The organism is Pseudomonas sp. NPDC077649 (assembly GCF_044542855.1).
Taxonomy (GTDB): Bacteria; Pseudomonadota; Gammaproteobacteria; order Pseudomonadales; family Pseudomonadaceae; genus Aquipseudomonas.
In genome coordinates this window covers 125,554-150,398 of the sequence record NZ_JBITVF010000005.1, presented here as the reverse complement: position 1 = coordinate 150,398, position 24,845 = coordinate 125,554, and the positions used below count along the sequence as shown (strand labels likewise).

General features: G+C 68.0%; 26 protein-coding genes, 3 tRNA genes, 1 pseudogene and 1 riboswitch. Of the genes and pseudogenes, 19 read left to right on the top strand and 11 right to left on the bottom strand.

What is annotated here, in order from left to right; all coding sequences use genetic code 11:
* Positions 1 to 24: 24 nt before the first annotated feature.
* On the bottom strand, positions 25 to 354 hold the full coding sequence (locus ACIGFL_RS16555; RefSeq protein WP_397497891.1) for a DUF3703 domain-containing protein: 330 nt from the start codon (positions 352 to 354) through the stop codon (positions 25 to 27).
* Positions 355 to 458: 104 nt separating this feature from the next.
* On the opposite strand from ACIGFL_RS16555, the gene ACIGFL_RS16550 reads away from it, so the two are divergent.
* Positions 459 to 1,181, top strand: coding sequence for a hypothetical protein (locus ACIGFL_RS16550; protein WP_397497890.1), 723 nt, complete (start codon positions 459 to 461; stop codon positions 1,179 to 1,181).
* 9 nt (positions 1,182 to 1,190) lie between these two features.
* On the opposite strand, the gene ACIGFL_RS16545 is transcribed toward ACIGFL_RS16550, so the two are convergent.
* Positions 1,191 to 1,871 carry an energy-coupling factor ABC transporter permease gene (locus ACIGFL_RS16545; protein WP_397497889.1) on the bottom strand — a complete coding sequence of 227 codons (681 nt, stop codon included), beginning with the start codon at positions 1,869 to 1,871 and terminating at the stop codon, positions 1,191 to 1,193.
* Between the two features lie 54 nt (positions 1,872 to 1,925).
* Positions 1,926 to 2,125, bottom strand: a riboswitch (cobalamin riboswitch).
* A 324-nt stretch (positions 2,126 to 2,449) separates the two neighbouring features.
* Here ACIGFL_RS16545 and ACIGFL_RS16540 point away from each other — a divergent pair.
* Positions 2,450 to 3,193, top strand: coding sequence for a carbonic anhydrase (locus ACIGFL_RS16540; protein WP_397497888.1), 744 nt, complete (start codon positions 2,450 to 2,452; stop codon positions 3,191 to 3,193).
* Between the two features lie 53 nt (positions 3,194 to 3,246).
* Here the strand turns inward: ACIGFL_RS16540 and ACIGFL_RS16535 are convergent, their stop codons facing one another.
* The 3 genes from ACIGFL_RS16535 to ACIGFL_RS16525 all read right to left on the bottom strand — a co-directional run bounded on the left by ACIGFL_RS16535 (position 3,247) and on the right by ACIGFL_RS16525 (position 8,083).
* Entirely contained in the window at positions 3,247 to 4,896 is a 1,650-nt protein-coding gene (locus ACIGFL_RS16535; RefSeq protein WP_397497887.1) for an acyl-CoA dehydrogenase family protein, read from the bottom strand.
* Entirely contained in the window at positions 4,893 to 5,534 is a 642-nt protein-coding gene (locus ACIGFL_RS16530) for a TetR/AcrR family transcriptional regulator (protein ID WP_122108974.1), read from the bottom strand. The genes ACIGFL_RS16535 and ACIGFL_RS16530 overlap by 4 nt, the downstream gene beginning before the upstream one ends.
* A 140-nt stretch (positions 5,535 to 5,674) precedes the next feature.
* Positions 5,675 to 8,083, bottom strand: a complete 2,409-nt coding sequence (locus ACIGFL_RS16525) for a 7TM diverse intracellular signaling domain-containing protein (RefSeq protein ID WP_397497886.1) — start codon at positions 8,081 to 8,083, stop codon at positions 5,675 to 5,677.
* 221 nt (positions 8,084 to 8,304) lie between these two features.
* Here ACIGFL_RS16525 and ACIGFL_RS16520 point away from each other — a divergent pair, with 221 nt between their 5' ends.
* The 5 genes from ACIGFL_RS16520 (at position 8,305) to ACIGFL_RS16500 (ending at position 12,327) form a co-directional block, all read left to right on the top strand.
* Complete coding sequence (locus ACIGFL_RS16520; RefSeq protein WP_397497885.1) at positions 8,305 to 9,102, top strand: bifunctional hydroxymethylpyrimidine kinase/phosphomethylpyrimidine kinase; 798 nt, start codon at positions 8,305 to 8,307, stop codon at positions 9,100 to 9,102.
* Positions 9,099 to 9,728: a thiamine phosphate synthase gene (gene thiE / locus ACIGFL_RS16515; RefSeq protein WP_397497884.1), complete on the top strand. Its 630-nt coding sequence runs from the start codon at positions 9,099 to 9,101 to the stop codon at positions 9,726 to 9,728. The genes ACIGFL_RS16520 and thiE overlap by 4 nt, the downstream gene beginning before the upstream one ends.
* A 22-nt stretch (positions 9,729 to 9,750) precedes the next feature.
* Positions 9,751 to 11,040: a glutamate-1-semialdehyde 2,1-aminomutase gene (gene hemL, locus ACIGFL_RS16510; RefSeq protein ID WP_021444991.1), complete on the top strand. Its 1,290-nt coding sequence runs from the start codon at positions 9,751 to 9,753 to the stop codon at positions 11,038 to 11,040.
* Positions 11,040 to 11,672, top strand: a complete 633-nt coding sequence (locus tag ACIGFL_RS16505) for a hypothetical protein (protein ID WP_122108969.1) — start codon at positions 11,040 to 11,042, stop codon at positions 11,670 to 11,672. Before hemL ends, ACIGFL_RS16505 begins: the two co-directional genes overlap by 1 nt.
* Before the next feature lie 106 nt (positions 11,673 to 11,778).
* Entirely contained in the window at positions 11,779 to 12,327 is a 549-nt protein-coding gene (locus ACIGFL_RS16500) for a tetratricopeptide repeat protein (protein WP_021443091.1), read from the top strand.
* An 88-nt stretch (positions 12,328 to 12,415) separates the two neighbouring features.
* Here the strand turns inward: ACIGFL_RS16500 and ACIGFL_RS16495 are convergent, their stop codons facing one another.
* Positions 12,416 to 12,739 carry a DUF1820 family protein gene (locus ACIGFL_RS16495; protein ID WP_397497883.1) on the bottom strand — a complete coding sequence of 108 codons (324 nt, stop codon included), beginning with the start codon at positions 12,737 to 12,739 and terminating at the stop codon, positions 12,416 to 12,418.
* 171 nt (positions 12,740 to 12,910) lie between these two features.
* Here ACIGFL_RS16495 and miaB point away from each other — a divergent pair, with 171 nt between their 5' ends.
* From miaB to yacG, 6 genes and pseudogenes are all read left to right on the top strand, one after another.
* Positions 12,911 to 14,254: a tRNA (N6-isopentenyl adenosine(37)-C2)-methylthiotransferase MiaB gene (miaB, locus tag ACIGFL_RS16490; protein ID WP_397497882.1), complete on the top strand. Its 1,344-nt coding sequence runs from the start codon at positions 12,911 to 12,913 to the stop codon at positions 14,252 to 14,254.
* 88 nt (positions 14,255 to 14,342) lie between these two features.
* Positions 14,343 to 15,335 carry a PhoH family protein gene (locus ACIGFL_RS16485; protein ID WP_397497881.1) on the top strand — a complete coding sequence of 331 codons (993 nt, stop codon included), beginning with the start codon at positions 14,343 to 14,345 and terminating at the stop codon, positions 15,333 to 15,335.
* Positions 15,328 to 15,799 (top strand): annotated as a pseudogene (gene ybeY, locus ACIGFL_RS16480) (rRNA maturation RNase YbeY); the annotation flags it as partial. The gene ACIGFL_RS16485 and the pseudogene ybeY, both read left to right, overlap by 8 nt.
* Positions 15,800 to 15,814: 15 nt before the next feature.
* The gene (locus tag ACIGFL_RS16475; RefSeq protein ID WP_021443096.1) at positions 15,815 to 16,654 is read left to right on the top strand and encodes an HlyC/CorC family transporter; all 840 of its coding nucleotides are present in this window, start codon (positions 15,815 to 15,817) and stop codon (positions 16,652 to 16,654) included.
* A gap of 181 nt (positions 16,655 to 16,835) precedes the next feature.
* Positions 16,836 to 17,444 (top strand): dephospho-CoA kinase, encoded by a 609-nt coding sequence (coaE, locus tag ACIGFL_RS16470; RefSeq protein ID WP_021443097.1) that lies wholly within the window; start codon positions 16,836 to 16,838, stop codon positions 17,442 to 17,444.
* Entirely contained in the window at positions 17,441 to 17,635 is a 195-nt protein-coding gene (yacG, locus tag ACIGFL_RS16465) for a DNA gyrase inhibitor YacG (RefSeq protein ID WP_021443098.1), read from the top strand. Before coaE ends, yacG begins: the two co-directional genes overlap by 4 nt.
* A 26-nt stretch (positions 17,636 to 17,661) precedes the next feature.
* Here the strand turns inward: yacG and ACIGFL_RS16460 are convergent, their stop codons facing one another.
* Positions 17,662 to 17,877 (bottom strand): hypothetical protein, encoded by a 216-nt coding sequence (locus ACIGFL_RS16460; RefSeq protein WP_397497880.1) that lies wholly within the window; start codon positions 17,875 to 17,877, stop codon positions 17,662 to 17,664.
* A gap of 81 nt (positions 17,878 to 17,958) precedes the next feature.
* Entirely contained in the window at positions 17,959 to 18,648 is a 690-nt protein-coding gene (locus ACIGFL_RS16455; protein ID WP_021443100.1) for an energy-coupling factor ABC transporter permease, read from the bottom strand.
* Between the two features lie 128 nt (positions 18,649 to 18,776).
* Between ACIGFL_RS16455 and ACIGFL_RS16450 the strand changes: the two genes are divergently transcribed.
* From ACIGFL_RS16450 to ACIGFL_RS16435, 4 genes are all read left to right on the top strand, one after another.
* Positions 18,777 to 19,406 (top strand): DUF1780 domain-containing protein, encoded by a 630-nt coding sequence (locus ACIGFL_RS16450; RefSeq protein WP_397497879.1) that lies wholly within the window; start codon positions 18,777 to 18,779, stop codon positions 19,404 to 19,406.
* Positions 19,403 to 19,933 carry an MOSC domain-containing protein gene (locus ACIGFL_RS16445; RefSeq protein WP_397497878.1) on the top strand — a complete coding sequence of 177 codons (531 nt, stop codon included), beginning with the start codon at positions 19,403 to 19,405 and terminating at the stop codon, positions 19,931 to 19,933. The genes ACIGFL_RS16450 and ACIGFL_RS16445 overlap by 4 nt, the downstream gene beginning before the upstream one ends.
* Before the next feature lie 24 nt (positions 19,934 to 19,957).
* On the top strand, positions 19,958 to 20,131 hold the full coding sequence (locus tag ACIGFL_RS16440; RefSeq protein WP_021445286.1) for a DUF3094 domain-containing protein: 174 nt from the start codon (positions 19,958 to 19,960) through the stop codon (positions 20,129 to 20,131).
* 63 nt (positions 20,132 to 20,194) lie between these two features.
* A complete protein-coding gene (locus ACIGFL_RS16435) occupies positions 20,195 to 21,496 on the top strand; it encodes an NAD(P)/FAD-dependent oxidoreductase (RefSeq protein WP_122108961.1) in 1,302 nt (433 codons plus the stop codon).
* A 171-nt stretch (positions 21,497 to 21,667) separates the two neighbouring features.
* Here ACIGFL_RS16435 and ACIGFL_RS16430 read toward each other — a convergent pair.
* The 3 genes from ACIGFL_RS16430 to ACIGFL_RS16420 form a co-directional block, all read right to left on the bottom strand.
* A tRNA-Lys gene (locus ACIGFL_RS16430) sits at positions 21,668 to 21,743 on the bottom strand.
* Between the two features lie 5 nt (positions 21,744 to 21,748).
* Positions 21,749 to 21,825 (bottom strand) — tRNA-Pro (locus ACIGFL_RS16425).
* 9 nt (positions 21,826 to 21,834) lie between these two features.
* Positions 21,835 to 21,910, bottom strand: a tRNA-Asn gene (locus ACIGFL_RS16420).
* A gap of 207 nt (positions 21,911 to 22,117) precedes the next feature.
* Here ACIGFL_RS16420 and ACIGFL_RS16415 point away from each other — a divergent pair.
* A complete protein-coding gene (locus ACIGFL_RS16415; protein ID WP_397497877.1) occupies positions 22,118 to 24,439 on the top strand; it encodes a DUF1631 domain-containing protein in 2,322 nt (773 codons plus the stop codon).
* A 9-nt stretch (positions 24,440 to 24,448) separates the two neighbouring features.
* The gene (locus ACIGFL_RS16410) at positions 24,449 to 24,781 is read left to right on the top strand and encodes a PilZ domain-containing protein (protein ID WP_021445294.1); all 333 of its coding nucleotides are present in this window, start codon (positions 24,449 to 24,451) and stop codon (positions 24,779 to 24,781) included.
* Positions 24,782 to 24,845: the final 64 nt, after the last annotated feature.

The following is a 24,845-nucleotide window of genomic DNA, read 5'->3' as shown; positions in this document are numbered from 1 at the left end:
TTCCGGCGGCGCCAGGCATAGCGCTCAGCGCAGCAGGCGAGCAAGATCCTCCGGCAAGGGCTGCGGCGTCAGCGGCCCGACCCGGCGCGTACCGGGATTGCCCAGCGGGTAGAGGCCCAGCAGCGACCCCAGGCTGCCCGGCAGACGCAGCAGCTGCGCGACCAGCTCGGCCCAGTCGCGCCGGCGCCAGGCCCACAGCAGCATCAGCCAGTGGCTCAGGCCGTGCTGGAGAAAACTCCGCTGGCCGAGGATATGGGCACGCTCCAGATGGCGCAGCTCGCCCGCGGCATCGCCCAGGCGGCGCAGACGGCGGGCCAGTTGCAGTTCGTGGTGGAAGGCTTGGCGACGGTTCATGGCGGTGCTCCAGAGTAGGCGACCGGGACAGTCTGCAAGCCTGGGGCGGCCCCGCGGTCAAGCGACTAGGCTTAGCCGCATAGCGCCTGCCCGAGGGTCGCCCCATGCCACGCCTGCTCAGCCTGCTCCTGCTGCCCCTGCTCGCTCCCGTCCTGCTCGCCGACGAGCTGGATGGCCACTACCACGCCAACCTCGACGGCCAGCCGGCCGAACTGATCCTGAACAGCCAGGGTCAGACGGTGGAAGGGCAGTATGTGGAAAACCAGCGTCTGCGCCTGAACCTCAAGGGTCATTACGACGGCCAGCTGCTGCGCGCCGAAATCAGCGACCCGCAGTCCGGGCTGGTAATCGCCAATATGAACGCCACCTACGCCAACGCCATGCTCAACGTCAGCATCGCCGCGCGCGACCCGCGCAACGGCCAGGTGCTGGAGCGCCAGGCGCTGTTCCAGCGTGGCGCGCCGGCCGGCGCGCCAGTCGCGGCGCAACGCCTGGACCCGGCGCTGATCGGCACCTGGATCCACGAGCAGCAGATCAACAGCGGCGGCGCCAGCTTCGCCGCCTTCGCCACCCTGTTGACCCTGCAGCTGGGCGCCGACGGCAGCGTCGCACAATGGAGCCTGGCGGCCGGCGGCGGCAGCGACTGGAGTTTCAACAGCCCGGGCGAACTGCAGTACCGCGGCCGCTGGCGCAGCGACAACGGCGTGCTGCTGGTGCGCCTGGACGGCGCCGCCGACTACCAGCCCGCCGCTTACTATCGCTTCAGCGACCCGTACCTGGTCACCGAGAGCAATACCGGCAAGATGATCTGGCAGCGCCGCCAGTAGCGTTGCGGGTCAGGCGGCCTGATGCAGGCGCACGTTGAACAGCGGGCCCTGGCTGAAACGCGCCAGCGCCTTGGCCGCGGCCAGCACGCCCAGATCGATCAGCGGCTCGATCAGGATCACGCTCATGTAGGCCAGGCCGAAGCTGCCCACCGCCGCCAGGTTGTCGCCGGCGAAGCCCTGACCGTAGAAGGCCCAGAACGCCACCCAGGCGACGATGCCGCCCTGGTAGGCGGTCGACAGCGCCAGCGCCTGCTTGTAGGAGAGATCCACGTAGGCGGTGCCCGGCGCGACGATGCGCTTGGCCAGCAGCTGGATGCCCCACAGCGGCAGCAGCAGGGTGGTGACGTTCATGCCGTACTGCGGCAGGTCGAACTGGGCGAACAGCAGCCCTTGCAACAGCAGGCCGGCGGCCAGACCGATGGCCGCGGCGCCGGCGCCGAACAGCAGCAGCAGGGTCGAGCCGAGGATCAGGTGGACCTCCGAGACGCCCACCGGATGACGCGGCAGGACCTCGAAGAAGCAGAACACCAGGGCGGTGGTCAACAGGCTGCGTAGCGCCAGGGCGACCACCCCGCCGTTGTCGCGGATGGCATCGCGGGCCAGTTTGGCGGTCAGGCCGAGGCCGGTGACGGCAGTGGCGTAGCTGAGCAGGATCTTGGCGCCTTCGACGACGCCGGGTTCGATATGCATAAGGGTTCCTTGGTCGCGCCCACCGCGCGACGATCCGGATGGAGGGGATGGGCGCAAGCGCCCGACGGCGATGGCAGGTCTCCTGGCTCGCGGCTCGACACTTCGCCCGCCTTCCCGGCCTGTGGGCCAGTGGCATATGGGCGTCGTTCGCCGCTTACAGTTGCGGGGGCAGCCAGGGCATTGGCGACGCGGCGCCGCACCCTGTTCCCTTTTCATCCGACCCTGGGGCCGGAACCATCGGCGGCCACCTTACCCGGCCGCACGCACAAAAGACAGCGCCCGCTCTCAACCGCGCCCGCACCAGGCTCCTCGGCGAAATTCGGAACCCGCCGGAGCCGGGCCTGTCACTGATCTGTCGCTCGCGTCGCGACGGCTGAGGGGCATCCGCGGCAGGAGCGCCTCACTGGCTGAGCAGATGCGGTGCTGGAGGCGCTCGCTTCCCCGCCAGTGCGGCAACCGTCACGTTGCGCGCGGGTATGTGTAACCATTTATTACAAGGCAATCGTAGTGTTCCTGCACCCGCGCCGACTGCAGATCACGCGAGCCCGCAGATCCATCATCCGGTAACGAGAGCGCATATGAAGAAACCCCTGATCGTCGCGTTGACAGCCCTGTTCGCAACCGGCGCCATGGCTGCCGAGCAGCAACCGCACTGGAACTACCAGGGCAAGGAGGGCCCCGCACACTGGTCCCAGCTGGCCCCAGGCTACGAAACCTGCGCGATTGGCCATGCCCAATCGCCGATCGACATCCGCGATGCCACGCGAGCCTCCCTGCCGCGCATCATGTTCGACTACCAGGCCAGCCCAGCGGAGGTAGTGAACAACGGCCACACCGTCCAGGTGAACCTGGCCAATGCCGGCGGCGTCGAGATCGACGGCGAGCCCTACCGCCTGGTGCAGTTCCATTTCCACACGCCAAGCGAGGAGCACATCGCCGGGCGGGCATTCCCGATGGTCGCGCACTTCGTCCACCAAGCCGCCGATGGCCGCCTGGCGGTGGTGGCAGTGCTGTTCAGGGAAGGCGAGCAGAATCAGGCTCTGGGTCAGGTGTTCGATGCCATGCCGACCAGGGCGGGCGAGAAGGTCGAGCTGGCCGACAGCTTCGCCCCGCAAACCCTACTGCCGCAGCAGCAGGGCTACTATGCCTTCGCCGGCTCGCTGACCACCCCGCCGTGCAGCGAGAACGTGCAATGGCGCGTACTGAAGCAGCCGGTCGAGCTGTCCCAGGCGCAACTGGCACAGTTCCGCCACCTGTACTCGATGAACGCGCGGCCGATCCAGCCACTCAATGGCCGAGAAGTGTTGGAGAGCGACGACTAACCCCCCCTGCCTCTGATGCGCCGGCTGGATGGCCGGCGCGTTCCCCCCTTCCTTCAGCCCAGCTGCGGCATGCTGCGCGCCAGCAGTGCTTCGACATCGATGCCGCGTGGCAGGGTGCCGTAGACCCGGCCGCGGCCTTCCAGGCGGCTGGCGATAAAGGCGTCGGACACCGTGGCGTTGCCGGCTTCCAGCAGCAGCTTGGCCTGCAGCGCCACGGCCACGTCCTCGGTCAGTTGGCGGGCGCGGTACTGGATATCGGCAGTATCCGCAAAGTCGGCCTTCAAGCGCTGGATATGCGCCTTCAGACGGGTATCGCCGTGACCGTCGCCCAGCTCGGCGAACAGCGCGTCGAGCACGCCGGGTTCCTTGGACAGGGCACGCAGCACGTCCAGGCACTGCACGTTGCCCGAGCCCTCCCAGATCGAGTTGACCGGCGCTTCGCGGTACAGGCGCGGCAGGATGGTTTCCTCGACGTAACCGGCGCCGCCCATGCACTCGCTGGCCTCGTAGATCATTTCCGGCGCGCGTTTGCAGATCCAGTACTTGCCCACGGCGGTGACCAGGCGGGCGAACTTGTCTTCCTGCGCGTCATGCAGGTGATCGAGCGCGCGGCCCATGCGCATGGACAACGCCAGCGCCGCCTCGCTCTCCAGCGCCAGGTCGGCCAGCACGTTCTGCATCAGCGGCTGCTCGGCCAGCAGCTTGCCGCCGACCTGGCGGTGCGCGCAGTGGTGCGCGGCCTGGGTCAGCGCCTGGCGCATCAGGCTGCTGGAGCCGACCATGCAGTCGAAACGGGTCATCGCCACCATCTCGATGATGGTCGGCACGCCACGCCCCTCGTCGCCGAGCATCCAGGCGAAGGCGCCGCGGTATTCCACCTCGCTGGAGGCGTTGGCCCAGTTGCCCAGCTTGTTCTTCAGGCGCTGGATGTAGAACTGGTTGCGCGTGCCATCCGGACGATGGCGCGGCAGCAGGAAGCAGGACAGGCCCTTGTCGGTCTGCGCCAGGGTGAGGAAGGCGTCGCACATCGGCGCCGAGCAGAACCACTTGTGCCCGACCAGCTCGTAGGCCTGCCCCGGCCCGCCGATGCCGACCGGATAGGCGCGGGTGGTGTTGGCGCGCACGTCGGTGCCGCCCTGTTTCTCGGTCATGGCCATGCCGATGGTGACACCGCTCTTCTGCTCCATCGGCAGGTTGCGCGGGTCGTACTGGCTGGAGAGGATCTTCGGCAACCACTGCTCGGCCACGTTCGGCTGCAGGCGGATGGCCGGCACGGCGGCGAAGGTCATGGTCAACGGGCAGCCGCTGGCGGCCTCGGCCTGGCTGTGCAGGTAGGTCAGCCCGGCGCGGGCGACATGGGCGCCGGCGCGCGGGTCCGTCCAGGGCAGCGACGGCAGGCCGTGCTCGACCGCGGTGCGCATCAGCTCGTGGTAGGCCGGATGAAATTCCACCAGGTCGATGCGGTTGCCGTAGCGGTCATGGCTCTTGAACACCGGCTTGTTCTCGTTGGCGAGGAAACCGGCCTGCATCAGCGCCCCGCCAGCCAGCGCGCCGTAGGCGTGCAGCTTGTCCTCGGCCCAGCCGCCAGCGAAGCGCCGGGTCCACTCCTGCAGCGGCAGGTCGAGGCGATAGAGGTTGGCGCCGTCCAGGCTCGGCACCTGGTTGAACACCTCGTGGGTTTCGGCATGCAGGCTGGGTTTCATCGCGGCAGTTCCTCGGCGCCGACGGCGCGCAGGCAGAAGGTGACCAGGCTGGCGCTGACGTCGGCCAGCTCCAGGGCGGGGTGGCCCGCCGCACGGGCAGCGCGGGCCGGGGGAGAGAGCGGACCGACCAGGGCCTCGGCGATGGCGCCGACCAGGCAGGCGGCGACCAGGCCGACCTGCTCGAGGCGAAATTCGCCGCGGCGCACGCCCTCCTCGAGCAGATCGGTAAAGAGTTCGGCGTAGGCCTCGCGGTACAGCAGGCGCTGCTCGTCCACCTCGGGGTCGACCGGCTCGGCGATCAGGGCGAAGGCCAGGCGGCGGCTGTGCCAGGCGCGCGCGGCGAACTGTTCGAGGCCGGCGCGCAGGCGCTGCGGCGCGCTGCCCGGCGCGCGCAGGGTGGCGGCCAGGGCATCGACCTCGCGCTGGCTGGCGTCGGCGAACACCTCGGCGGCCAGTTCGCCCTTGCTGCGAAAATGCCGGTACAGGCTGCCGGTGGCGATGCCGACGTCCTCGGCCAGCGCCTGCATGGTCAACGCAGCGAAGCCGCCATCGACCACCCGCTGCAGGGCACAGACGAGGATGCGTTGACGCAACGCCTGATCGCGGTCGAGCCGCGCTTCGCTGGGACGGTAGGCCATGGTCTGAATCCCGATTCACATGGCATCAGTGAATCAGGATTCAGACCATGGCTAAAGCGACGTTCCGGCCAAAACTGCGGCCGAACGGGCGTCAGAATGCAAGGCGCCCGCAGGAAAGCAGGCGCGCGGCGCCAGCAGGCTCAGGACGAGCTGGCGGTCAGCGAAGGGCTCGCCGGGCGGCACAGCACCCAGTCGTGCAGCAGCACGCGCAGCTCGTCGAACTTCACCGGCTTGGCCAGGTAGTCGCTCATGCCCGCGGCCAGGCAGCGTTCGCGGTCGCCGCTGTGGCTGTGCGCGGTGATCGCCAGCACCGGCAGCTCGGCACAGCCAGGCAGGGCACGCAGCGCACGGCAGGTGGCGAAGCCGTCCATCACCGGCATCTGGCAGTCGAGCAGTACCGCGTCCACCGTCTCGCTGCGCAGCAGTTCCAGGGCTTCGGCGCCGTTGTCGGCGGTGCGCACGCGGTAGCCGAGCTTGAGCAGCATGCCGCGGGTGACCAGCTGGTTGATCGCGTTGTCCTCGACGATCAGCACGCTGCACTGCTGCGCCAGGCGCTGCAGCGCGCCGCCCGGCGCTCGACCGGGACGCGCGGCCGCCACCGGCGGCTGCAGCGGTAGGGTCAGCGGCACGTCGAGGCGAAAGCGGCTGCCCTGCCCCGGCTGCGACTCGTGGCCGAGGCTGCCGCCGAGCAAGTCGACCAGTTGCCGGCAGATCGCCAGGCCGATGCCGAGGCCGCCGTACTTGCGGGTCATCGAGCCGTCGAGCTGCTGGAAGCGCCGGTAGAGCAGGCCGTCGTCCGGCTCGAAACCGATGCCGGTGTCGCTGACCTGCACGCTCAGCGGCAGGCAGTCGCCGCCGTTGCCGGCGCGGCCGACCTGCAGGGTCACGCCCCCCCCGCTGGTGAACTTGATGGCATTGTCCAGCAGATAGCCCAAGGCCTGGGCCAGCTTGGCAGCATCGCCTTCGAGGATATCGGGCAGGCTGTCGTCCAGTTCCAGGTCGAAGCGCAGCCCCTTGTCCTGCGCCCGCGGCGCGTACTGCGCGCGCAGGCCGTCGAACAGGCCGCGCAGGCTGAACGGCTCGCGCCGCGGGTAGAGCTTGCCGGCCTGCAGCTCGGTGAGGGCGAGGATGTCGTTGACCATGCGCATCATGTCGCGCGCCGAGCTGGCGGCGGTGCGCTGGTACTGGGCCAGCTCGACGTCCAGGCTGACCGTCTGCATCAGTTCCAGCGAGCCGATCACCCCGTTCATCGGCGTACGCAGCTCGTGGGTGACGGTGGCGAGGAACTCGTCCTTGAAGCGGTTGCTGTTGGCCAGCTCCTGGTTCAGCGCCTCCAGCTTGCGCCCGGCCTCCTGGAGGATGCGCGCGCGCTCCTCCTTCATCGCGTTGATGCGGTCGGCCAGCGCCAGCGACAGCAGACCCACTTCCAGCGCCGAGCCGATCTGGCTGGCGTACATGGTGAGAAACACGTTGGGCAGGTAGCCGAGCACCATCAGGGTGTTGATCGCCCCGCCGATCAGGAAAGCGCTCCAGGCGATGATGAAGTAGCGTGCCACGCGCATGCCGCGCAGCCAGGCCAGCACCCCGGCACTGAAGATCGCCACGGTGAACAGCAGCGCCAGGTAGGTGGCCAGGCGCAGCGCGGTGGCGTAGCTGACGCTCAGCGCCAGGATCATCACCGCGGCGCCGCAGGCCATCAGCAGCAGCAGCAGGCGGTCGATCCAGGGGCTGTGTTCGCCGGTGTGCAGGAAGCTGCGGGCGAACTGGCAGCCGAACAGCGCCGCCGAGCCGATCAAAAAGGGCGTGGCGGCGTTGGCCCACCAGGGGTTGTCGGGCCAGAAGTACTCGATGCCGGCGCCGTTGACCGACACCTGGTAGAGGCCGAACGAGGCGATATAGAGGATGTAGTAGAGGTAGCTGGTGTCGCGCACGCTGAGGAAGATGAACAGGTTGTACACCAGCATCACTAGCAGCACGCCGTAGATGATGCCGAGCACGTAGATGCGCCCGGGCTGCTCTTCCAGGTAGGCGTTGGGCGCCCACAGGGTCAGCGGCGCCTGGATCGAGCCCTGGCTCTCCAGGCGTAGGTAGAGGCGCTGCGGCTGGCCCGGCGCCAGGTTGAGCTCGAACAGGTAGTTGTTCTGCTTGATCTGCCGGCTGACGAAGGGCAAGGCGTCGCCGGTGCGCTGCGCCAGGACGAAGCCGCCGTCGGCGTCGGGCAGGTAGAGTTCCAGGTGATCCAGCGGCGGGTAGGCCAGTTCCAGCAGCCAGTTGCGCGCGCCGGTCGCCTGCTGCGGGCGGTATTCCAGGTCCAGGCGCAGCCAGAACACCGAGCGCGAATAGCCGGCGTTGAGCACCGGCTTGTCGTGCCGGCGGAAGCTGTCCTGCAGCGCCGGCGAGGCGATGTCGTCGATGCTGGCATCGCCGCGCACGTCCTCGAACACGTGCATGGCCTGACCCAGCGGCAGGCTGCGGCTGTGCTCGTCGAACACCAGGGCGCTGGCCAGGCCAGGCATCCATATAAAGAGACAGAACAGAAGGTAGCGCATGCGGCCCGGCCAGAACCCGCTACGGCGCACCGGGAGCCGCCCGCTCACCGCTCGCACGCCGCCCTGGGCAGAGTTGTCGATAGCGCGGCACTCTAGCACAGGCACCGCCGCTCGGAAGGCGCAGAAGCCTGATCCAGCCGACAGTTTTTCCATCGCGCGGCACCGCGCCGCAGGCGACCGGGCGGTCTCGCCCGAGCGATTTGGTGGTAAGCTCGGCGGCCATGAACATGACCCATTCCCGCCCCGTAGTGCTCTGCCTGTCCGGCCACGACCCCAGTGGTGGTGCCGGCCTGCAAGCCGATATCGAAGCCCTGCTGGCCCAGGGCTGCCACGCCGCCCCGACGGTAACCGCGCTGACCGTGCAGGACACGGTCGACGTCGCCGACTTCCGCGTGCTCGACCGCGACTGGGTGCTGGCCCAGGCCCGTACAGTGATCGCCGACCTGCCGGTGGCCGCCGTCAAGCTGGGCATGCTCGGCTCGACGGAGATGGTCGACACCGTGCTCGAGCTGATGAGCCAGCTGCCCGGCGTGCCGCTGGTCTGTGATCCGGTGCTGCGCGCCGGCGGCGGCGGCGCCCTGGGCAAGGACGAAGTCGGCTACGCCATGCGCGAACGGCTGTTCGCCGTATCGACCATCGCCACGCCGAACCTGCCGGAAGCGCGCATCCTTGCCGAACTGCCGGACGGCACGGCCGATGAATGCGCCGAGAAGCTGCTGCCCCATATCGAATACCTGCTGATCACCGGCGGCCACGGCGACGAGCGCGAGGTGCACAACCGCCTGTATTGCCGCGACGGCAGTCGCCACGACTTCACCTGCCCGCGCCTGCCCGGCAGCTACCACGGCTCCGGCTGCACCCTGGCCAGCACCCTGGCCGGCCGCCTGGCGCTGGGCGAGGAGCTGGTCAGCGCGGTGAAGAGCGCCCTCGACTACACCTGGCGCACCCTGCGCGACGCCGAACAGCCCGGTCGCGGTCAGTACATCCCGCGCCGCCTGCCGCTGGACTTCGCCCAATGACGGCGGCGCTGCGCGGCCTCTACGCCATCACCGACACCCCGCTGCTGGCCGGCGGCAAGCTGCTGCCCTACGCCGAGTCCGCGCTGCGCGGCGGCGCGCGTCTGCTGCAGTACCGCGACAAGTCCGCCGATGCCGCGCGCCGTTTCGACGAAGCCCAGGCCCTGGCCGAACTCTGCGCCCGCCACGGCGCCACGCTGATCATCAACGACGACCTGGAGCTGGCCGCACGCCTGAACGTCGGCTTGCACCTGGGCCAGAGCGACGGTTCGCTGGCCACGGCCCGCGTCCGCCTCGGTGCCGATGCCGTGATCGGCGGCACCTGCCATGCCCAGCTGGAGCTGGCCGAGCGCGCCACCCGCGAGGGCGCCAGCTACATCGCCTTCGGCCGCTTCTTCAACTCCAACACCAAGCCCGGCGCCCCGGCCGCCACCCTGGAGCTGCTGGACGAAGCGCGCGCGCGCTTTGCCCAGCCCATCGTCGCCATCGGCGGTGTGACCCTGGACAACGCCCCCGGCCTGATCGCCCGCGGCGCCAGCCTGGTCGCGGTGATCCACGCCCTGTTCGCCGCGGACTGCGCCACCGAGGTGGAAGACCGCGCCCGCGCCTTCGCCGCGCTGTTCGACTGATTCGTTTGTAGAGAGACCTGCCATGTCCCGTTCCGAAATTTTGTTCACCAACGCGCAGAAACACATCCCCGGCGGCGTCAACTCGCCGGTGCGCGCCTTCAAGAGCGTCGGCGGCACCCCGCTGTTCTTCAAGCACGCCGAAGGCGCCTATGTGGTGGACGAAGACGACAAGCGCTACGTCGACTACGTCGGCTCCTGGGGCCCGATGATCCTCGGCCACAGCCACCCGGAGGTGCTCGACTCGGTGCGTCGCCAGCTGCAGCACGGCCTGTCCTACGGCGCGCCGACCGCGCTGGAAACCGAGATGGCCGAGCTGGTCTGCTCGCTGGTGCCGTCGATGGAGATGGTGCGCATGGTCAGCTCCGGCACCGAGGCGACCATGAGCGCCATCCGCCTGGCCCGTGGCTACACCGGCCGCGACAGCATCATCAAGTTCGAAGGCTGCTACCACGGCCACTCCGACAGCCTGCTGGTCAAGGCCGGTTCCGGCGCCCTGACCCAGGGCGTACCGAACTCCGCCGGCGTGCCGGCGGCCTTCGCCAAGCACACCCTGACCCTGCCGTTCAACGACATCGACGCCGTGGCCGAGTGCCTGGCGCAGGTCGGCCAGGAAGTCGCGTGCATCATCGTCGAGCCGGTGGCCGGCAACATGAACTGCGTGCCGCCGGCGCCGGGTTTCCTCGAAGGCCTGCGCGCGCTGTGCGACCAGCACGGCGTGGTGCTGATCTTCGACGAGGTGATGACGGGTTTTCGCGTCGCCCTCGGCGGAGCCCAGGCGCACTACGGCGTCACCCCGGACCTGACCACCTTCGGCAAGATCATCGGCGGCGGCATGCCGGTGGGCTGCTTCGGCGGCAAGCGCGCGATCATGGAGTGCGTCGCCCCGCTCGGCCCGGTCTACCAGGCCGGCACCCTGTCGGGTAACCCGCTGGCCATGGCCGCCGGCCTGACCACCCTCAAGCTGATCAGCCGCCCGGGCTTCCACAGCGAACTCTCCGACTACACCACACGTATGCTCGACGGCCTGCAGCAGCGCGCCGATGCCGCCGGCATCCCCTTCGTCACCACCCAGGCCGGCGCCATGTTCGGCCTGTACTTCAGCGGCGCCGACGACATCGTCACCTTCGCCGACGTGATGGCCAGCGACGTCGAACGCTTCAAGCGCTTCTTCCACCTGATGCTGGACGGCGGCGTGTACCTGGCGCCCAGCGCCTATGAGGCCGGCTTCACCTCCATCGCCCACGGCGAGGCCGAACTGCAACTGACCCTGGACGCCGCCGAGCGCGCCTTTGCCGAACTGAAAAAAGCCTGATGCAGTACAGCACCGCGCTCTCCGACGGCGTGCTCGCGCTGGCCTGCCTGGCCTGCGCGCTGGTCATCGGCAAGGCCCGCAAGCACTATGGCGAGGCCGATCAGCCGGCGCTGTTCTGCGCCCTGCTGGGTTTCCTGCTGCCGGCCGCGGCGGCAGGCGTCGGCATGCTGCGCTACGGCTTCGACCCCGGCTGGCAGGGCGCGCACCTGTGGCTCTCCCAGGCCAGCAGCTTTCTCGCCCTGCCCCTGCTCGGCGCCGCCGCCCTGGCGCTGGGCCGCGGCTGGGCCTGGAGCCGGCCGAACTGGGGACGCATCGTGCTGGGGCTGTGCGCCTTCTTCGAGCTGTTCCGCCAGCTCGGCTACCTGGAGGACTACCGCCTGGCGCTGAACCTGGCCACCCTGGCGCTGATTCTCTACGCCGGCGTCCTCCAGTGGCCGCGGCGCGCGCCGCCGGCCGCTGCCGCGGCAGTGGTCGGACTGTTTCTGCTGGCCGGCCTGGCGCTGGGCACCGAGGGTTTTATCGGCCCGCTGCGCCGCGTCGACCTGTTCCACGGCCTGCTGACCCCGGCCTATCCGCTGCTGGCCTGGCTGCTGCTGAGCCTGCCGGGCAGCGCACGGCAATCGACCGGGTAAAGGTTTTGTAAGAAGCGCGCGGTTTATTTCATAATGCGACGGCCGGCACGCTTTGCGCCGGCCGGGCATGTCACCCACCCCGAACCGCCGAGGTCCCGTTATCCAGATGAACCGCACCGGCCGCACCCTGACCCTGGGCTGCCTGTTGCTTTTCCTCCCGCTGTTCGCACACGCCGGCGGCAACTCCCTGTTGATCCCCGCAACCGGCAGCTGCGCCCTCAACGGCGCCCCCGAAGACCTGCCCGAAGCACTGGCGAGCTGTCAGGAAATGGCCCGCGGCGGCAACGTCCAGGCGGCCTTCGAGCTCGGCGAATACCACTACGACGGCAAACGCGCCCCGCGCGACCTCAAGCAGGCGCTGACCTGGTTCGAACGCGCCTCGCTGCAGGGGCATGCCGAGGCACAGCTGCGCCTGGGCACCATGTTCTTTCGCGGCGAAGGGGTGCCGGCGAACAACGTGCAAGCCTATATCGTGCTGAAGATGGCCTCGGTCAACGGTTCGGACGAGGCCATGGACACCGCCGACCTGGTGTCGGCGCAGATGCGCCGCGACGAGCTGGAGATCGCCAGCCAGGTGCTGGGACAGATCTTCCGCAACTACCTGCTGGAGCTGCAGGCCGCCGAAGGCCGCTCGCCCTTCGCGCCGCTGCCCTGACCCCGTAGGGTGGGCTTCAGCCCACCGAGTGGCCTCTGCAGGAGGTGGGCTGAAGCCCACCCTACTTCCGACTATTCTGCGCAGCCGCTCACTTGTCCGGCATCGACATGGGAAACGGCATGACGTTGCCGCCGCCCTTGGCTTCGCTGATCTTCGGCGTGCCCAGGCGCTCCACCTCGTCGATGCGGATGATCGCGTGCATCGGCACGAAGCTGCGCACCACGCCGTCGAACTGGGCCTTGAGCTTCTCCTCGCTGGGGTCGACCACCACCTGGGTACGCTCGCCGAAGACGAACTCCTCCACCTCCAGGAAGCCCCACAGATCGCTCTGGAAGATCTGCTTGGCGTACATCTCGTACACCTGGCCCTGGTTGAGGAAGATCACCTTGTAGATGGGGTCGCGCTTGCTCATGAAGACTCGAAGTCAGGAAAAACGGGGGCAAGCAGAATAGCACAGCGCACAAGGCTAGCCTGGATGAAATCTGGGCCATGCAATGCTTGAGGCTTGCGGCAGCTCTTGTAGCCTGATGCCCGCCGCTCCCCTATAATACGCGGTCATTTTTTAACCAGCCCAGACAGTGCCATGACCAAGAAGCTCTATATCGAAACCCACGGTTGCCAGATGAACGAGTACGACAGCTCGCGCATGGTCGACCTGCTGGGCGAGCATCAGGCCCTGGAGGTCACGGAAAAACCCGAAGAAGCCGACGTCATCCTGCTCAATACCTGCTCGATCCGCGAAAAAGCTCAGGACAAGGTGTTCTCCCAGCTCGGTCGCTGGCGCGAGCTGAAGTTGGCCAACCCGGATCTGGTGATCGGCGTCGGCGGCTGCGTGGCCAGCCAGGAAGGTGCGGCGATCCGCGACCGCGCGCCCTACGTCGACGTGGTGTTCGGCCCGCAAACCCTGCACCGCCTGCCGGAAATGATCGACGCTGCGCGCGAGACCAAGACCGCGCAGGTGGACATCAGCTTCCCCGAAATCGAGAAATTCGACCGCCTGCCCGAGCCGCGCGTCGACGGCCCCAGCGCCTTCGTCTCGGTGATGGAAGGCTGCAGCAAGTACTGCACCTTCTGCGTGGTGCCCTACACCCGCGGCGAGGAGGTCAGCCGGCCGCTGGCCGACGTGCTGCTGGAGATCACCCAGCTCGCCGACAAGGGGGTCAAGGAAGTCACCCTGCTCGGCCAGAACGTCAACGGCTACCGCGGCGCGGCGCCGGACGGGCGCATCGTCGATTTCGCCGAGCTGCTGCACGCGGTGGCGGCGCTCGACGGCATCGAGCGCATCCGCTACACCACCAGCCACCCGCTGGAGTTCTCCGACGCGATCATCGCCGCCCACGCCGAGATCCCCCAGCTGGTCAAATACCTGCACCTGCCGGTGCAGTCCGGCTCGGACCGCATCCTCGCGGCGATGAAGCGCAACCACACCGCGCTGGAATACAAGTCGCGCATCCGCAAGCTGCGCGCCGCGGTGCCGGACATCCTGATCAGCTCGGATTTCATCGTCGGCTTCCCCGGCGAGACCGAAAAGGATTTCGAGCAGACCATGAAGCTGATCGACGACGTCGGCTTCGACTTCTCCTTCTCCTTCATCTACAGCGCGCGTCCCGGCACGCCGGCAGCCGATCTGATCGACGACACCGCGGACGAGGTGAAGAAGCAGCGCCTGGCCATCCTCCAGCACCGCATCAACCAGTACGGCTTCGAGAATAGCCGACGGATGGTCGGCAGCGTGCAGCGCATCCTGGTCAGCGACTACTCGAAGAAGGACCCGGGCATGCTCCAGGGCCGCACCGAGCAGAACCGCATCGTCAACTTCCGTTGCGACAATCCGCGGCTGATCGGCCAGTTCGTCGACGTGCATATCGACGACGCCCTGCCCCACTCGCTGCGCGGCACCCTGCTCGACGGACAGGGCCTCCACTAAAGCCGTAGCCGCCCGCGCTTTGCGTCTTGGGCGGCCGGCGTTATGCTTCGATTCACTACCCCAGCCGACTGGCGGCCATCACACGACCTTGAACGCTCCCCTAGAACCCCATCGTTTCGTCCTCGAACCCTTCGAGGCACGCCGTTTCGCCAATCTCTGCGGCCAGTTCGACGAACACCTGCGCCTGATCGAAGAACGCCTCGGCCTGGAGATCCGCAACCGCGGCAACCAGTTCGAGCTGCTCGGCAGCAGCGACAAGGCCCAGGCTGCCGAGCAACTGCTGCGCCGCCTGTACCGTGAGACCAAGGCCAACGAACTGTCGCCCGACCTGGTGCACCTGTACCTGCAGGAGTCCGGCGTCGAGGAACTGGTCAACCCCAGCAGCGCGCCGCAGGTCAGCCTGCGCACGCGCAAGGGGGTGATCAAGCCGCGCGGCGCCAACCAGCAGCGCTACGTCAAGGCCATCCTCGACCACGACATCAACTTCGGCATCGGCCCGGCCGGCACCGGCAAGACCTATTTGGCCGTGGCCTGCGCGGTGGACGCCCTCGAACGCGAGCAGGTGCGACGCATCCTGCTGGTGCGCCCGGCGGTGGAAGCCGGCGAGAAGCTCGGCTTCCTGCCCGGCGACCTGGCGCAGAAGATCGACCCCTACCTGCGCCCGCTGTACGACGCGCTCTACGAGATGCTCGGCTTCGAACACGTGGCCAAGCTGATCGAGAAGCAGGTGATCGAGGTCGCGCCGCTGGCCTATATGCGCGGCCGCACCCTGAACAACAGCTTCATCATCCTCGACGAGAGCCAGAACACCACGGTCGAGCAGATGAAGATGTTCCTCACCCGCATCGGTTTCGGTTCCACCGCAGTGATCACCGGCGATATCACCCAGGTCGACCTGCCGCGCGGCACCAAGAGCGGCCTGACCCACGTGATCGACGTGCTGCGCGACGTGCCGGGCATCAGCTTCACCCACTTCAAGCCCAAGGACGTGGTGCGCCACCCCCTGGTGCAACGCATAGTCGAGGCCTACGAGCGCCACGACAACCGCCTGCACGGCAAGATCGAGGACGGCGATGCTTGAACTGGACCTGCAACTGGCCAGTGACGGCCAGCACCCCGACGAAGCCCAGCTGCGTCACTGGTGTGAACTGGCCCTGCGCCAGCGCAGCGCCGACTCCGAACTGACCATCCGTCTGGTCGACGAAGCCGAAGGCCGCGAGCTGAACCGCACCTGGCGGCACAAGGACTACGCCACCAACGTGCTGTCCTTCCCCGCCGAGATTCCTGACGGGATTCTCGATATCCCGCTGCTGGGCGACCTGGTGATCTGCGTGCCGGTGCTCGAGCGCGAGGCCGCCGAGCAAGGCAAGACGCTGGAGGCGCACTGGGCCCACCTGGTGATCCACGGCTGCCTGCACCTGCTGGGCTACGACCATATCGAGGAAGACGAAGCCCTCGAAATGGAACAACTGGAACGACAATTGCTCGCCGAACTGGGTCATCCCGACCCTTATGCCGGCGACGAATAACCCTCCTGACAAGGAACCCCGAGTAAACGCCATGAGCGAAGACCGATCGAGCAACGAGCAGAAGTCCTGGTTGAACAAACTGACCCAGGCTTTTGCTCATGAGCCGAAAAACCGCCAGGAACTGCTGGAAGTCCTGCGCGAAGCCCACCAGAACAAGCTGCTCGACAGCGAGGCCCTGGCCATTGTCGAGGGCGCCATCCAGGTCGCCGACCTGCAGGTACGCGACATCATGGTGCCGCGCTCGCAGATGATCAGCATCAAGGCCAGCCAGACGCCGCGCGAATTCCTCCCCGCCATCATCGACGCCGCCCACTCGCGCTACCCGGTGATCGGCGAGAGCCTCGACGACGTCATCGGCATCCTCCTGGCCAAGGACCTGCTGCCGCTGATCCTCTCGGGCGAGCAGCCCAGCTTCAACATCAAGGACCTGCTGCGCCCGGCCACCTTCGTGCCCGAGTCCAAGCGCCTCAACGTGCTGCTGCGCGAGTTCCGCGCCAACCACAACCACATGGCCGTGGTGATCGACGAGTACGGCGGCGTCGCCGGCCTGGTGACCATCGAGGACGTGCTCGAGCAGATAGTCGGCGACATCGAGGACGAGCATGACGTCGAGGAAGACGGCTATATCAAGCCACTGCCGTCCGGCGACTTCCTGATCAAGGCGCTGACGCCGATCGACAGTTTCAACGAGACCTTCGACAGCGAGTTCTCCGACGACGAGTACGACACCGTCGGCGGCCTGGTGATGAACGCCTTCGGCCACCTGCCCAAGCGCAACGAGGTCACCGAGATCGGCGAGTTCCGCTTCCGCGTGCTCAACGCCGACAGTCGCCGCATCCACCTGCTGCGCCTGACCCCGGTCAATCGCTGAGCCGGCGCAGCCCGTGGCCCGGATTGGCCGCCGGCGTAATCCGGGGGGGTGCCCCCGGATGCATCCGGGCCACGCCGCGCCTCGATCGCCATAGCGGCCGCGCACTGGCGGATTGTTCGCTTCGCTGCCGAATCCACCCTACAATCGCGGCCTTGAGCAGCAACGGGACCGCAACCTCGCTATGAAACCCTGGATTCTCGGCCTGACCGGCGGCATCGGCAGCGGCAAGAGCGCGGTGGCGCAAGGCTTTATCGAGCGCGGCGTGCACCTGGTGGACGCCGACCATGCCGCACGCTGGGTGGTCGAACCCGGTCGCCCGGCGCTGAGCAAGATAGTCGAGCATTTCGGCGCCGGCGTGCTGCAGGCTGACGGCCAACTGGACCGCGCCGCCCTGCGCCGACTGGTGTTCGCCGACCCCGAACAGCGCCGCTGGCTGGAAGCGCTGCTGCATCCGCTGATCGGCCAGGAGATCGTCCAGGTGCTGGCGCGCGCCGAGTCGCCCTACGCCATCCTGGTGTCGCCGCTGCTGGTCGAATCCGGCCAGCAGCGCCTGACCCAGCGCGTGCTGGTGGTCGATACCCCGGTGGAGCTGCAGGTGCAGCGCACCATCGCCCGCGACCAGAGCAGCGAGGAGCAGGTGCGCGCGATTCTCCAGGCCCAGGCCAGCCGCGAGGAACGCCTGCGCCACGCTGACGACGTGCTGCTCAACGACCGCGACCTGGCCTGGCTGGATGCCGAGGTCGAACGCCTGCACACCTTCTACCTGACCCTGCGCGGAGGCCAGCCATGACCACCACAGTGCAATGCCCCACCTGCGGTGCGCCCGTCGAGTGGAAAACCGAAAATACCTACCGCCCGTTCTGCAGCGAACGCTGCAAGCTGATCGACCTCGGCGCCTGGGCCGCCGAGGAGCACGCCATTCCCGGCGACCACCTGGAAGACGAACTGTTCAGCGGCGAACTGCCGACCCGCCCGCACTGAGCAGCAGGCCCTGCACCCAGCGCTCTTCAGGGCCGCATAAAGGCGTAATCGCGCTCGTCGTCGAGGTTGTCGGCGAGAAACTGCAGCTCGTGCGCCAGCTCCTGCGCATCGCGCAGCCCCCTGCTCTGCTCGACGACCTCCGCCAGCAGCGCGCGCAACGCCAGCAGGCGGTCGAAGCCCTGCGCCTCGGCGCCCTGCAGCTCCGCCTCCAGGGCGATTCGGGCCCAACTGTGAATGCTCATGCGCGACTCCTCGATGGTTTGCTCCAGCATGGCGCGAAACCACGGCGCGGCATTGATCCGGATCAAGCGGCGCAGACGGACTCACTCGTCGCGCTCGTCCTCCTTCCACGGCGCCTGCAGGTAGCGACTGCGATTGAAGGTCTCCAGCCAGTCCGGGTAGAACACCACCAGCGCGGTGACCACGGTGCCGTTGATAAAGGCCTCGGGAAACATCACCAGCCACAGGTAGCCGGCGAAGTCGTCCAGCCAGGGCGGCATGGGGAACAGGCCGTCCAGCCACAGCAGGCCGAGGCCGCCGAGCAGGGTCAGCAGGGTGGCCAGCGCCGCCGGGAAGAAACCGCAGAAGAAGATGTAGACGAACAGGTTGCGCGGCTGCGCGCGCTCCACCCGCAGCGCGCACAGTTCGGTGACCAGCACCGGGATCAGCACCAGCAGCACGCCGTTGACGCCGAGCGCGGCCAGGTCCTGGCGGCCGATGGCGAGCAGGCCGAGTTGCGCCGCCAGGCCGGCCAGCACCGCCAGCGGCCAGTCCAGCAGCAGGGTCACCGCGGTCATGCCGATGAAGTGGTAGGACAGCCCCGAGTCGAAATCGCGGCGCACCAGCCACAGCAGGAACAGCCCGAGCATGGTGCCGAACAGCAGATGCTGGCGGCGCAGGTCGCTGCACAGTTCCAGCCAGGGGGCCCGCCAGACGGCCCAGAGCAGCGCCGGCAGGTAGATCAGCCAGCCGGCCGCCAGGGTGGTGCCCGCCAGCAACTCCGCCGCGATCATGCCGCCGCCCCGCTTTCGTCGTCTCTGCGCATGCCATCCTCCGCTCGCTGCCGGGCAGTCTACACCGGCCGCTGGCGGCGGACGACTCGCGCTGGCAAGCCCCCCCGGCGCGGGGCTAAGCTAGGTTCATGGACGACTCCGATTACCTGCGTCTACTCACGCACCAAGCCGAACAAGCCAACGCCTTTCTCTCCAACGCCAAGAAGTGGGAGCGCGAGCGCTGGGTCTGCCAGCGCCTGCTGCAGGCGCTGAACGTCGCCCAGCGCAACGAGGATTTCAGCCCCAGCGGGCAGGAGCCGCCGGACGTGCTGTTTCGCGACGCCAACTTCGAGGTGTTCTTCGTCCTCGACGAGGGCCGCCGCCTCAACGACGAATGGCGCGCCGAGCTGGAACGCCGGCGCAGCGCCTTCTCCCTCAGCCAGCTGGTGCGCCGCGAAGCCCGCCCCAAGCGCATCCCCGCCAGCGAGCTGCAGGCGCGCCTGGCGCCCACCCTGCGCAAGAAGGCGCACAACTACCGCGAGCGCGGCATCGACCTGGGCGAACTGGACCTGATCGCCTTCGTCAGCCTCAAGCGCGCCGCGCTGGACTGCAACAGCCACTTCCCGCCGCCCACCGAATACCTGCGCCAGGGCTGGCGCTCGCTGTCGCTGGTCGGCCCGCGTTTCGCCCGCGTGCTGTTCGCCCACCCGGACGCCCCGGATTTCCTGCGCCAGAACCTCGGCCGCAGCCTGCTGTTCGACATCGGAATCGGCCTGTGAGGTCGCTGCAGGAGCTGCTCGCCGAGGTGCCGCAGGTCGGTCGGGTACGCTGGATAGGCGTGCGCCCGGCCGCACGCGCCGCCATGCTCGAGGTCGAGGCCGTGCAGGCCCGCCGCGAAGCCGGGCTGACCGGCGATCACAGCCGCCCGGGGCCGCGCAATGCGCGCCAGGTGACGCTGATCCAGTGGGAACACCTGGCGGTGATCGCCGCCCTGCTCGGCCGCCAGGCGCCGCTGCCGCCCAGCGAGCTGCGGCGCAATATCGCCGTCGCCGGCATCAACCTGTTCAGCCTCAAGGGCCGGCGCTTTCGCATCGGCCAGGCGCTGCTGGAAACCACCGGCTGGTGCCAACCCTGCGCCAGGCTGGAGCAGCGCCTCGGCCGCGGCACCTTCCAGGCCATGCGCGGCCACGGCGGCATTACCGCGCGGGTGCTGGAAGGCGGCATCATCCGCCTGGACGATAGCGTGCAGGTGCTTGACCAGCCGGACAACGAGGCTCGCCAAGCCTGGCGGGCAAGCCTAGAATAGCCGCATTCGAGCAGAGGCCTCCCGATGACCAGCCGCCTAAGCCCCGACGACCAGCAAAAGGTCGATCACTACCTGAGTGCGCCGCAACACCAGGTCGAGCGCCAGCCCTTCCGGGTCTGGCGCCTGCTGGCCATCATCCTCTGCGTGGTCGTCGGCCTCGGCCTGCTGAGCCGCTTCCTGAGTCGGTTGGTGCTATGAGCTGCCTCGCGCTCGCCCGATCGGACTCGCACCGTCTTTTTCAAAGCCTTGTGAGCATCATCCATGTCCCATCGCATCGTGATTGTCGGCGGCGGCGCCGGCGGTTTGGAGCTGGCCACCCGTCTGGGTAGAAAACTCGGCAAGAGCGGCGCGGCCCGCATCGTTCTGGTCGACGCCAATCTCACCCATATCTGGAAGCCCCTGCTGCACGAAGTGGCCGCCGGCTCGCTGAATTCCTCGGAAGACGAGCTGAACTACGTGGCCCAGGCCAAGTGGAACAGTTTCGAGTTCCAGCTCGGCCGCATGAGCGGCCTGAATCGGGCTGCCAAGACCATCACCCTGGCACCGACCCTGGACGACGACGGCCAGGTGCTGATGCCCGAGCGGCAGATCGCCTACGACAGCCTGGTGCTCGCCGTCGGCAGCACCACCAACGACTTCGGCACCCCCGGCGCGGCCGAGCACTGCCTGTTCCTCGACACCCGCGAGCAGGCCGAGCGCTTCCACCGGCGCATGCTCAGCCACTACCTGCGCGCCCACGCCAACGAGGGCGAGGACGGTGCGCAGATCAACATCGCCATAGTCGGCGCCGGCGCCACCGGCGTCGAACTGGCGGCCGAGCTGCACCATGCGGCGCAGCAGCTGGCGGCCTATGGGCTCAACCGCATCCGCCCGGAAAACATGCGCATCACCCTGATCGAGGCCGGCCCGCGGGTGCTGCCGGCACTGCCCGAGCGCATCGCCCGGCCGGTGCACCAGACCCTGGAAAAGCTCGGCGTCACCGTGCTCACCGGCGCCGCCGTCAGCGAGGTGCGCGCCGAGGGGCTGCAGACCGCCGACGGCAATTTCATCCCGGCCAGCCTCAAGGTCTGGGCCGCCGGCATCCGCGCCCCGGGCTTCCTCAAGGAACTCGACGGCCTGGAAAGCAACCGCATCAACCAGCTGCAGGTGCGCCCGACCCTGCAGACCACCCTGGACGACGACGTGTTCGCCTTCGGCGACTGCGCCGCCTGCCCGCAGCCGGGCAGCGACGGCCGCAACGTGCCGCCGCGCGCCCAGGCCGCGCACCAGCAGGCCTCGCTGCTGGCCAAGTCGCTGCGCCTGAAGATCAGCGGCCAGCCGCTGCCGGAGTACCGCTACCGCGACTACGGCTCGCTGATCTCGCTGTCGAGCTTCTCCGCGGTGGGCAACCTGATGGGCAACCTGACCGGCAGCGTGATGCTGGAAGGCTGGCTGGCGCGGGTGTTCTACGTGTCGCTCTACCGCATGCACCAGATGGCCCTGTACGGCCCGCTGCGCACCCTGCTGCTAATGCTCAGCGACCGCATCGGCCGCAGCACCGAGCCGCGCCTGAAGCTGCACTGAAAGCGGCCGCCATGCGGCCTTCCGATGCCCCTCTCCCGCCGGGAGAGGGGCGACAAGCACGCAGCCCGGATGAAATCCGGGGCAGGTATTCAGCGGCGAGAATGCCCCCGCTGCAAAAGCCGACACGCAGAAACGACGAAGCCCGCACAAGGCGGGCTTCGTCGTTCTATATGGTGGGTCGTGTAGGATTCGAACCTACGACCAATTGGTTAAAAGCCAACTGCTCTACCAACTGAGCTAACGACCCAAATATGGTCGGGGTAGGGGGATTCGAACTCCCGACATCTTGCTCCCAAAGCAAGCGCGCTACCGGACTGCGCTATACCCCGTCTGGAATTTGGCTCCGCGACCTGGACTCGAACCAGGGACCCAATGATTAACAGTCATTTGCTCTACCGACTGAGCTATCGCGGAACTTCGGTATTCCATCTCTTCGGCGTTTCGGCTATTTGCTTTCCCGCTTCAGAGGCGCGCCATTTTACGTCGCAAAACTTCCCTGTCAACCCCTGCAAACTGCTTTTACGACAATGCTTTGCAGCGCGGCGATGGACTACTATATGTTCCATCGAACTGCGGCCCGACGCAGGACGCGCCAGCCGACGACTCCAGCCAGGACAGTCCATGAGCAACCAGGACACGCCTCCGATCAAGCCCAGCGTGGCGAAGCTCGCCAGCCGCGGCATCCAGCCGCGCTTCGGCGAGCTGGTGCAGAGCTGCCGCAAGCTGGTGATGAATCGCCTGGCGGAGCACCTGAGCGGCGTGTTCGGCCAGGTCGACGACACCCTGTTCGAGTGCGCGGAGAAGGCCGAGAACAACAAGGTGCAGACCCTGTTCTTCGACAGCATGCGCGAGATTCGACGCCAGCGGCCGCAGATCGAACGCAGCTACCACCAGAAGATCGCGCACAACTTCTCCGATTTCCTCGAAGGCAAGCTGCAGAACCAGGCGCCGGCCGAGCTCGACCCCGAGCAACTGGCCCTGGTGCAGAACGAGGACTACGAGGAAAGCCTGCAGGTGACCAACATGGTCAGCCGGGTCAAGGCGCGCTGCACCCAGCCGCTGTTCGCCCTGGAGCAGCGCCTGGCGCTGCTCAACAACGGCCAGAAGCTCGGCGAGGACAGCAACCCCTTCGGCCCACAGGCCATCGCCCAGGCCTTCCGCGAAGCCCTGGCGCCCTGCTCCTTCCCGCTGCGAATCAAGACCATCCTCTACATGCTCTTCGATCGCCATGTGATGCAGAGCCTGGACGCACTCTACGAGGCACTCAACCAGCGTCTGATCGACGCCGGCGTGCTGCCCAACCTCAAGTACAGCGCCCAGCTCAACCCCAGCGTTAGCCGCCCGGTGCGGAACAAGGCCGAAGCAGCCCCCGAACACCAGGCGCCCGCCCAGGGCCAGCCCGGCGCCCCGCACGCCGAACCGGCGCTGCTCGACCTGGACCTCAGCGCGCCGCCGCCGAGCGACCCCACGGCACTGTTCAGCGGCCTGTCCAGCCTGCTCGGCGAGCACCGCCAGAGCCATCCGGACGAACCGCTGCCGGGCGGCACGCGCAGTATCGTCAGCTTCTCGCCGCGCGGCGCCAGACGCACCTACAGCGCCAACGAGCTGCTCGCCGCGCTCAACCGCATGCAGCAGCAGTCGGCCCACGACCTGGCCCAGCGCCTGCAGCGACCGCAGCAGGTGGAAGGGCTCAAGGCCGACCTGCAGCAGCAACTGGAGACGCACAGCAGCCTGCCCGGCGACAGCAAGGTGTCCGACCACGAAGCCGGCGTGATCGACCTGGTGGGCATGCTGTTCGACTTCATCCTCGACGACGAGAACCTGCCGGACAGCTGCAAGACCGCGCTGTCGCACCTGCACACGCCCTACCTGAAGATCGCCCTGCAGGACAAGGCGCTGTTCACTCAGCACCACCACCCGGCGCGCCGCCTGCTCAACGCCATGGCCCAGGCCGGCGTGCTCTACGGCAACGAGGGCGACGAACGCGGCCTGCTGGCGAAGATGCAGTGGGTGGTCGAACGGGTGATCCACGGCTTCAGCGGCGACCTGGCGCTGTTCGACAGCCTGATCGACGAGTTCAACGAGTACGTCGAGACCCTGCGCCACAAGGTGGCGCTGCGCGAGCGCCGCGCGGTCGAGGCGGCCAAGGGCCGCGACCGTCTGCTCGGCGCCCGCGAACAGGCGCTGGAGGTGATACAGCGCAGCGTCGCCCATCGCGACCTGCCGGCGATCATCCGCAACTTTCTCGAACTGACCTGGGCCGACGTGCTGGTCTTCGTCCTGCTGCGCCACGGCGACGCCAGCGCGGAATGGCGGCGCCACTGCGAGGTCGCCGAGCAGCTGGCCTGGAGCGGCACCCCGCTGGGCGAGGCCGACAAGCGCCGCCTGCAGGAGCTGCGCGTGCCGCTGCTCAGCGACCTGCGCAAGGGCCTGGAACTGCTCGGCGGCTATCACGAGGACGGCATCCGTCGTCTGCTGCAGGATCTGGTGGCCTGCCAGCACGCGGTGCAGGCCAAGCAGCCGCAGCTGGCCGCCCGGCTCAAGCCGAGCCTGCCGGAGAGCCCGCTCGGCGCCATGCTCGGCGAGGACGCCGACCTCGCCCGTCAGGCGCCGCCACGCACCAGGCTGTCAGCGCGCGCCCAGACGCTGGCCAAGGAACTGGCCAGCGTCGAGTTCGGCACCTGGTTCGAGTTCGTCAACGGCGAGCAGAGCCGCAGGCTCAAGCTGTCCTGGTTCAGCCCCACCACCCACAACTACATGTTCGTCGACAACAGCGGCCAGCGCGTGGCGATCAAACCCCTGACCCTGCTGGCCAGCGAGATGGAACAGGGCCTGGCCCGCATCGTCCCCCCCGAACGCGCGGCACCGCTGATGGATCGCGCCCTTACTGCAATCTACCGTGTGCTGCAGCGCTTTACCGGGCGCACGGCCGAACCCCGCTGAGGAATTTCCATGGAAGAGCGTCGCCAACACAGCCGCCATGGCACCGAGTTGCAGCTGGAGGTCTTCGACCTGAACAGCGGTCAGCGCCTGGGCCGCATCGTCGACCTATCCGCCGACGGCTTCATGCTGTTCAGCGACACCCCGCACACCGCGGACGCGGTGCTGCAATGTCGCCTGGTGTGCAGCGCCGGCACGCAGGTTCTGCCGGAGGTACGCCTGGGCGCCGACTGCCTATGGAGCCGCCCCGGCGCCGACGGTCAGCACTGCTGGGCGGGCTTTCATATCATCGACCTGGCCGAAGATCAGGCCAGGGCGCTGGAAATCCTGCTGGCCAGGCTCTGACCCCCCATCTCCCAGGGCTACCGGTGCGCCCGGCGCGCCTAGGCCGCCAAAGAAAAACGGAGCC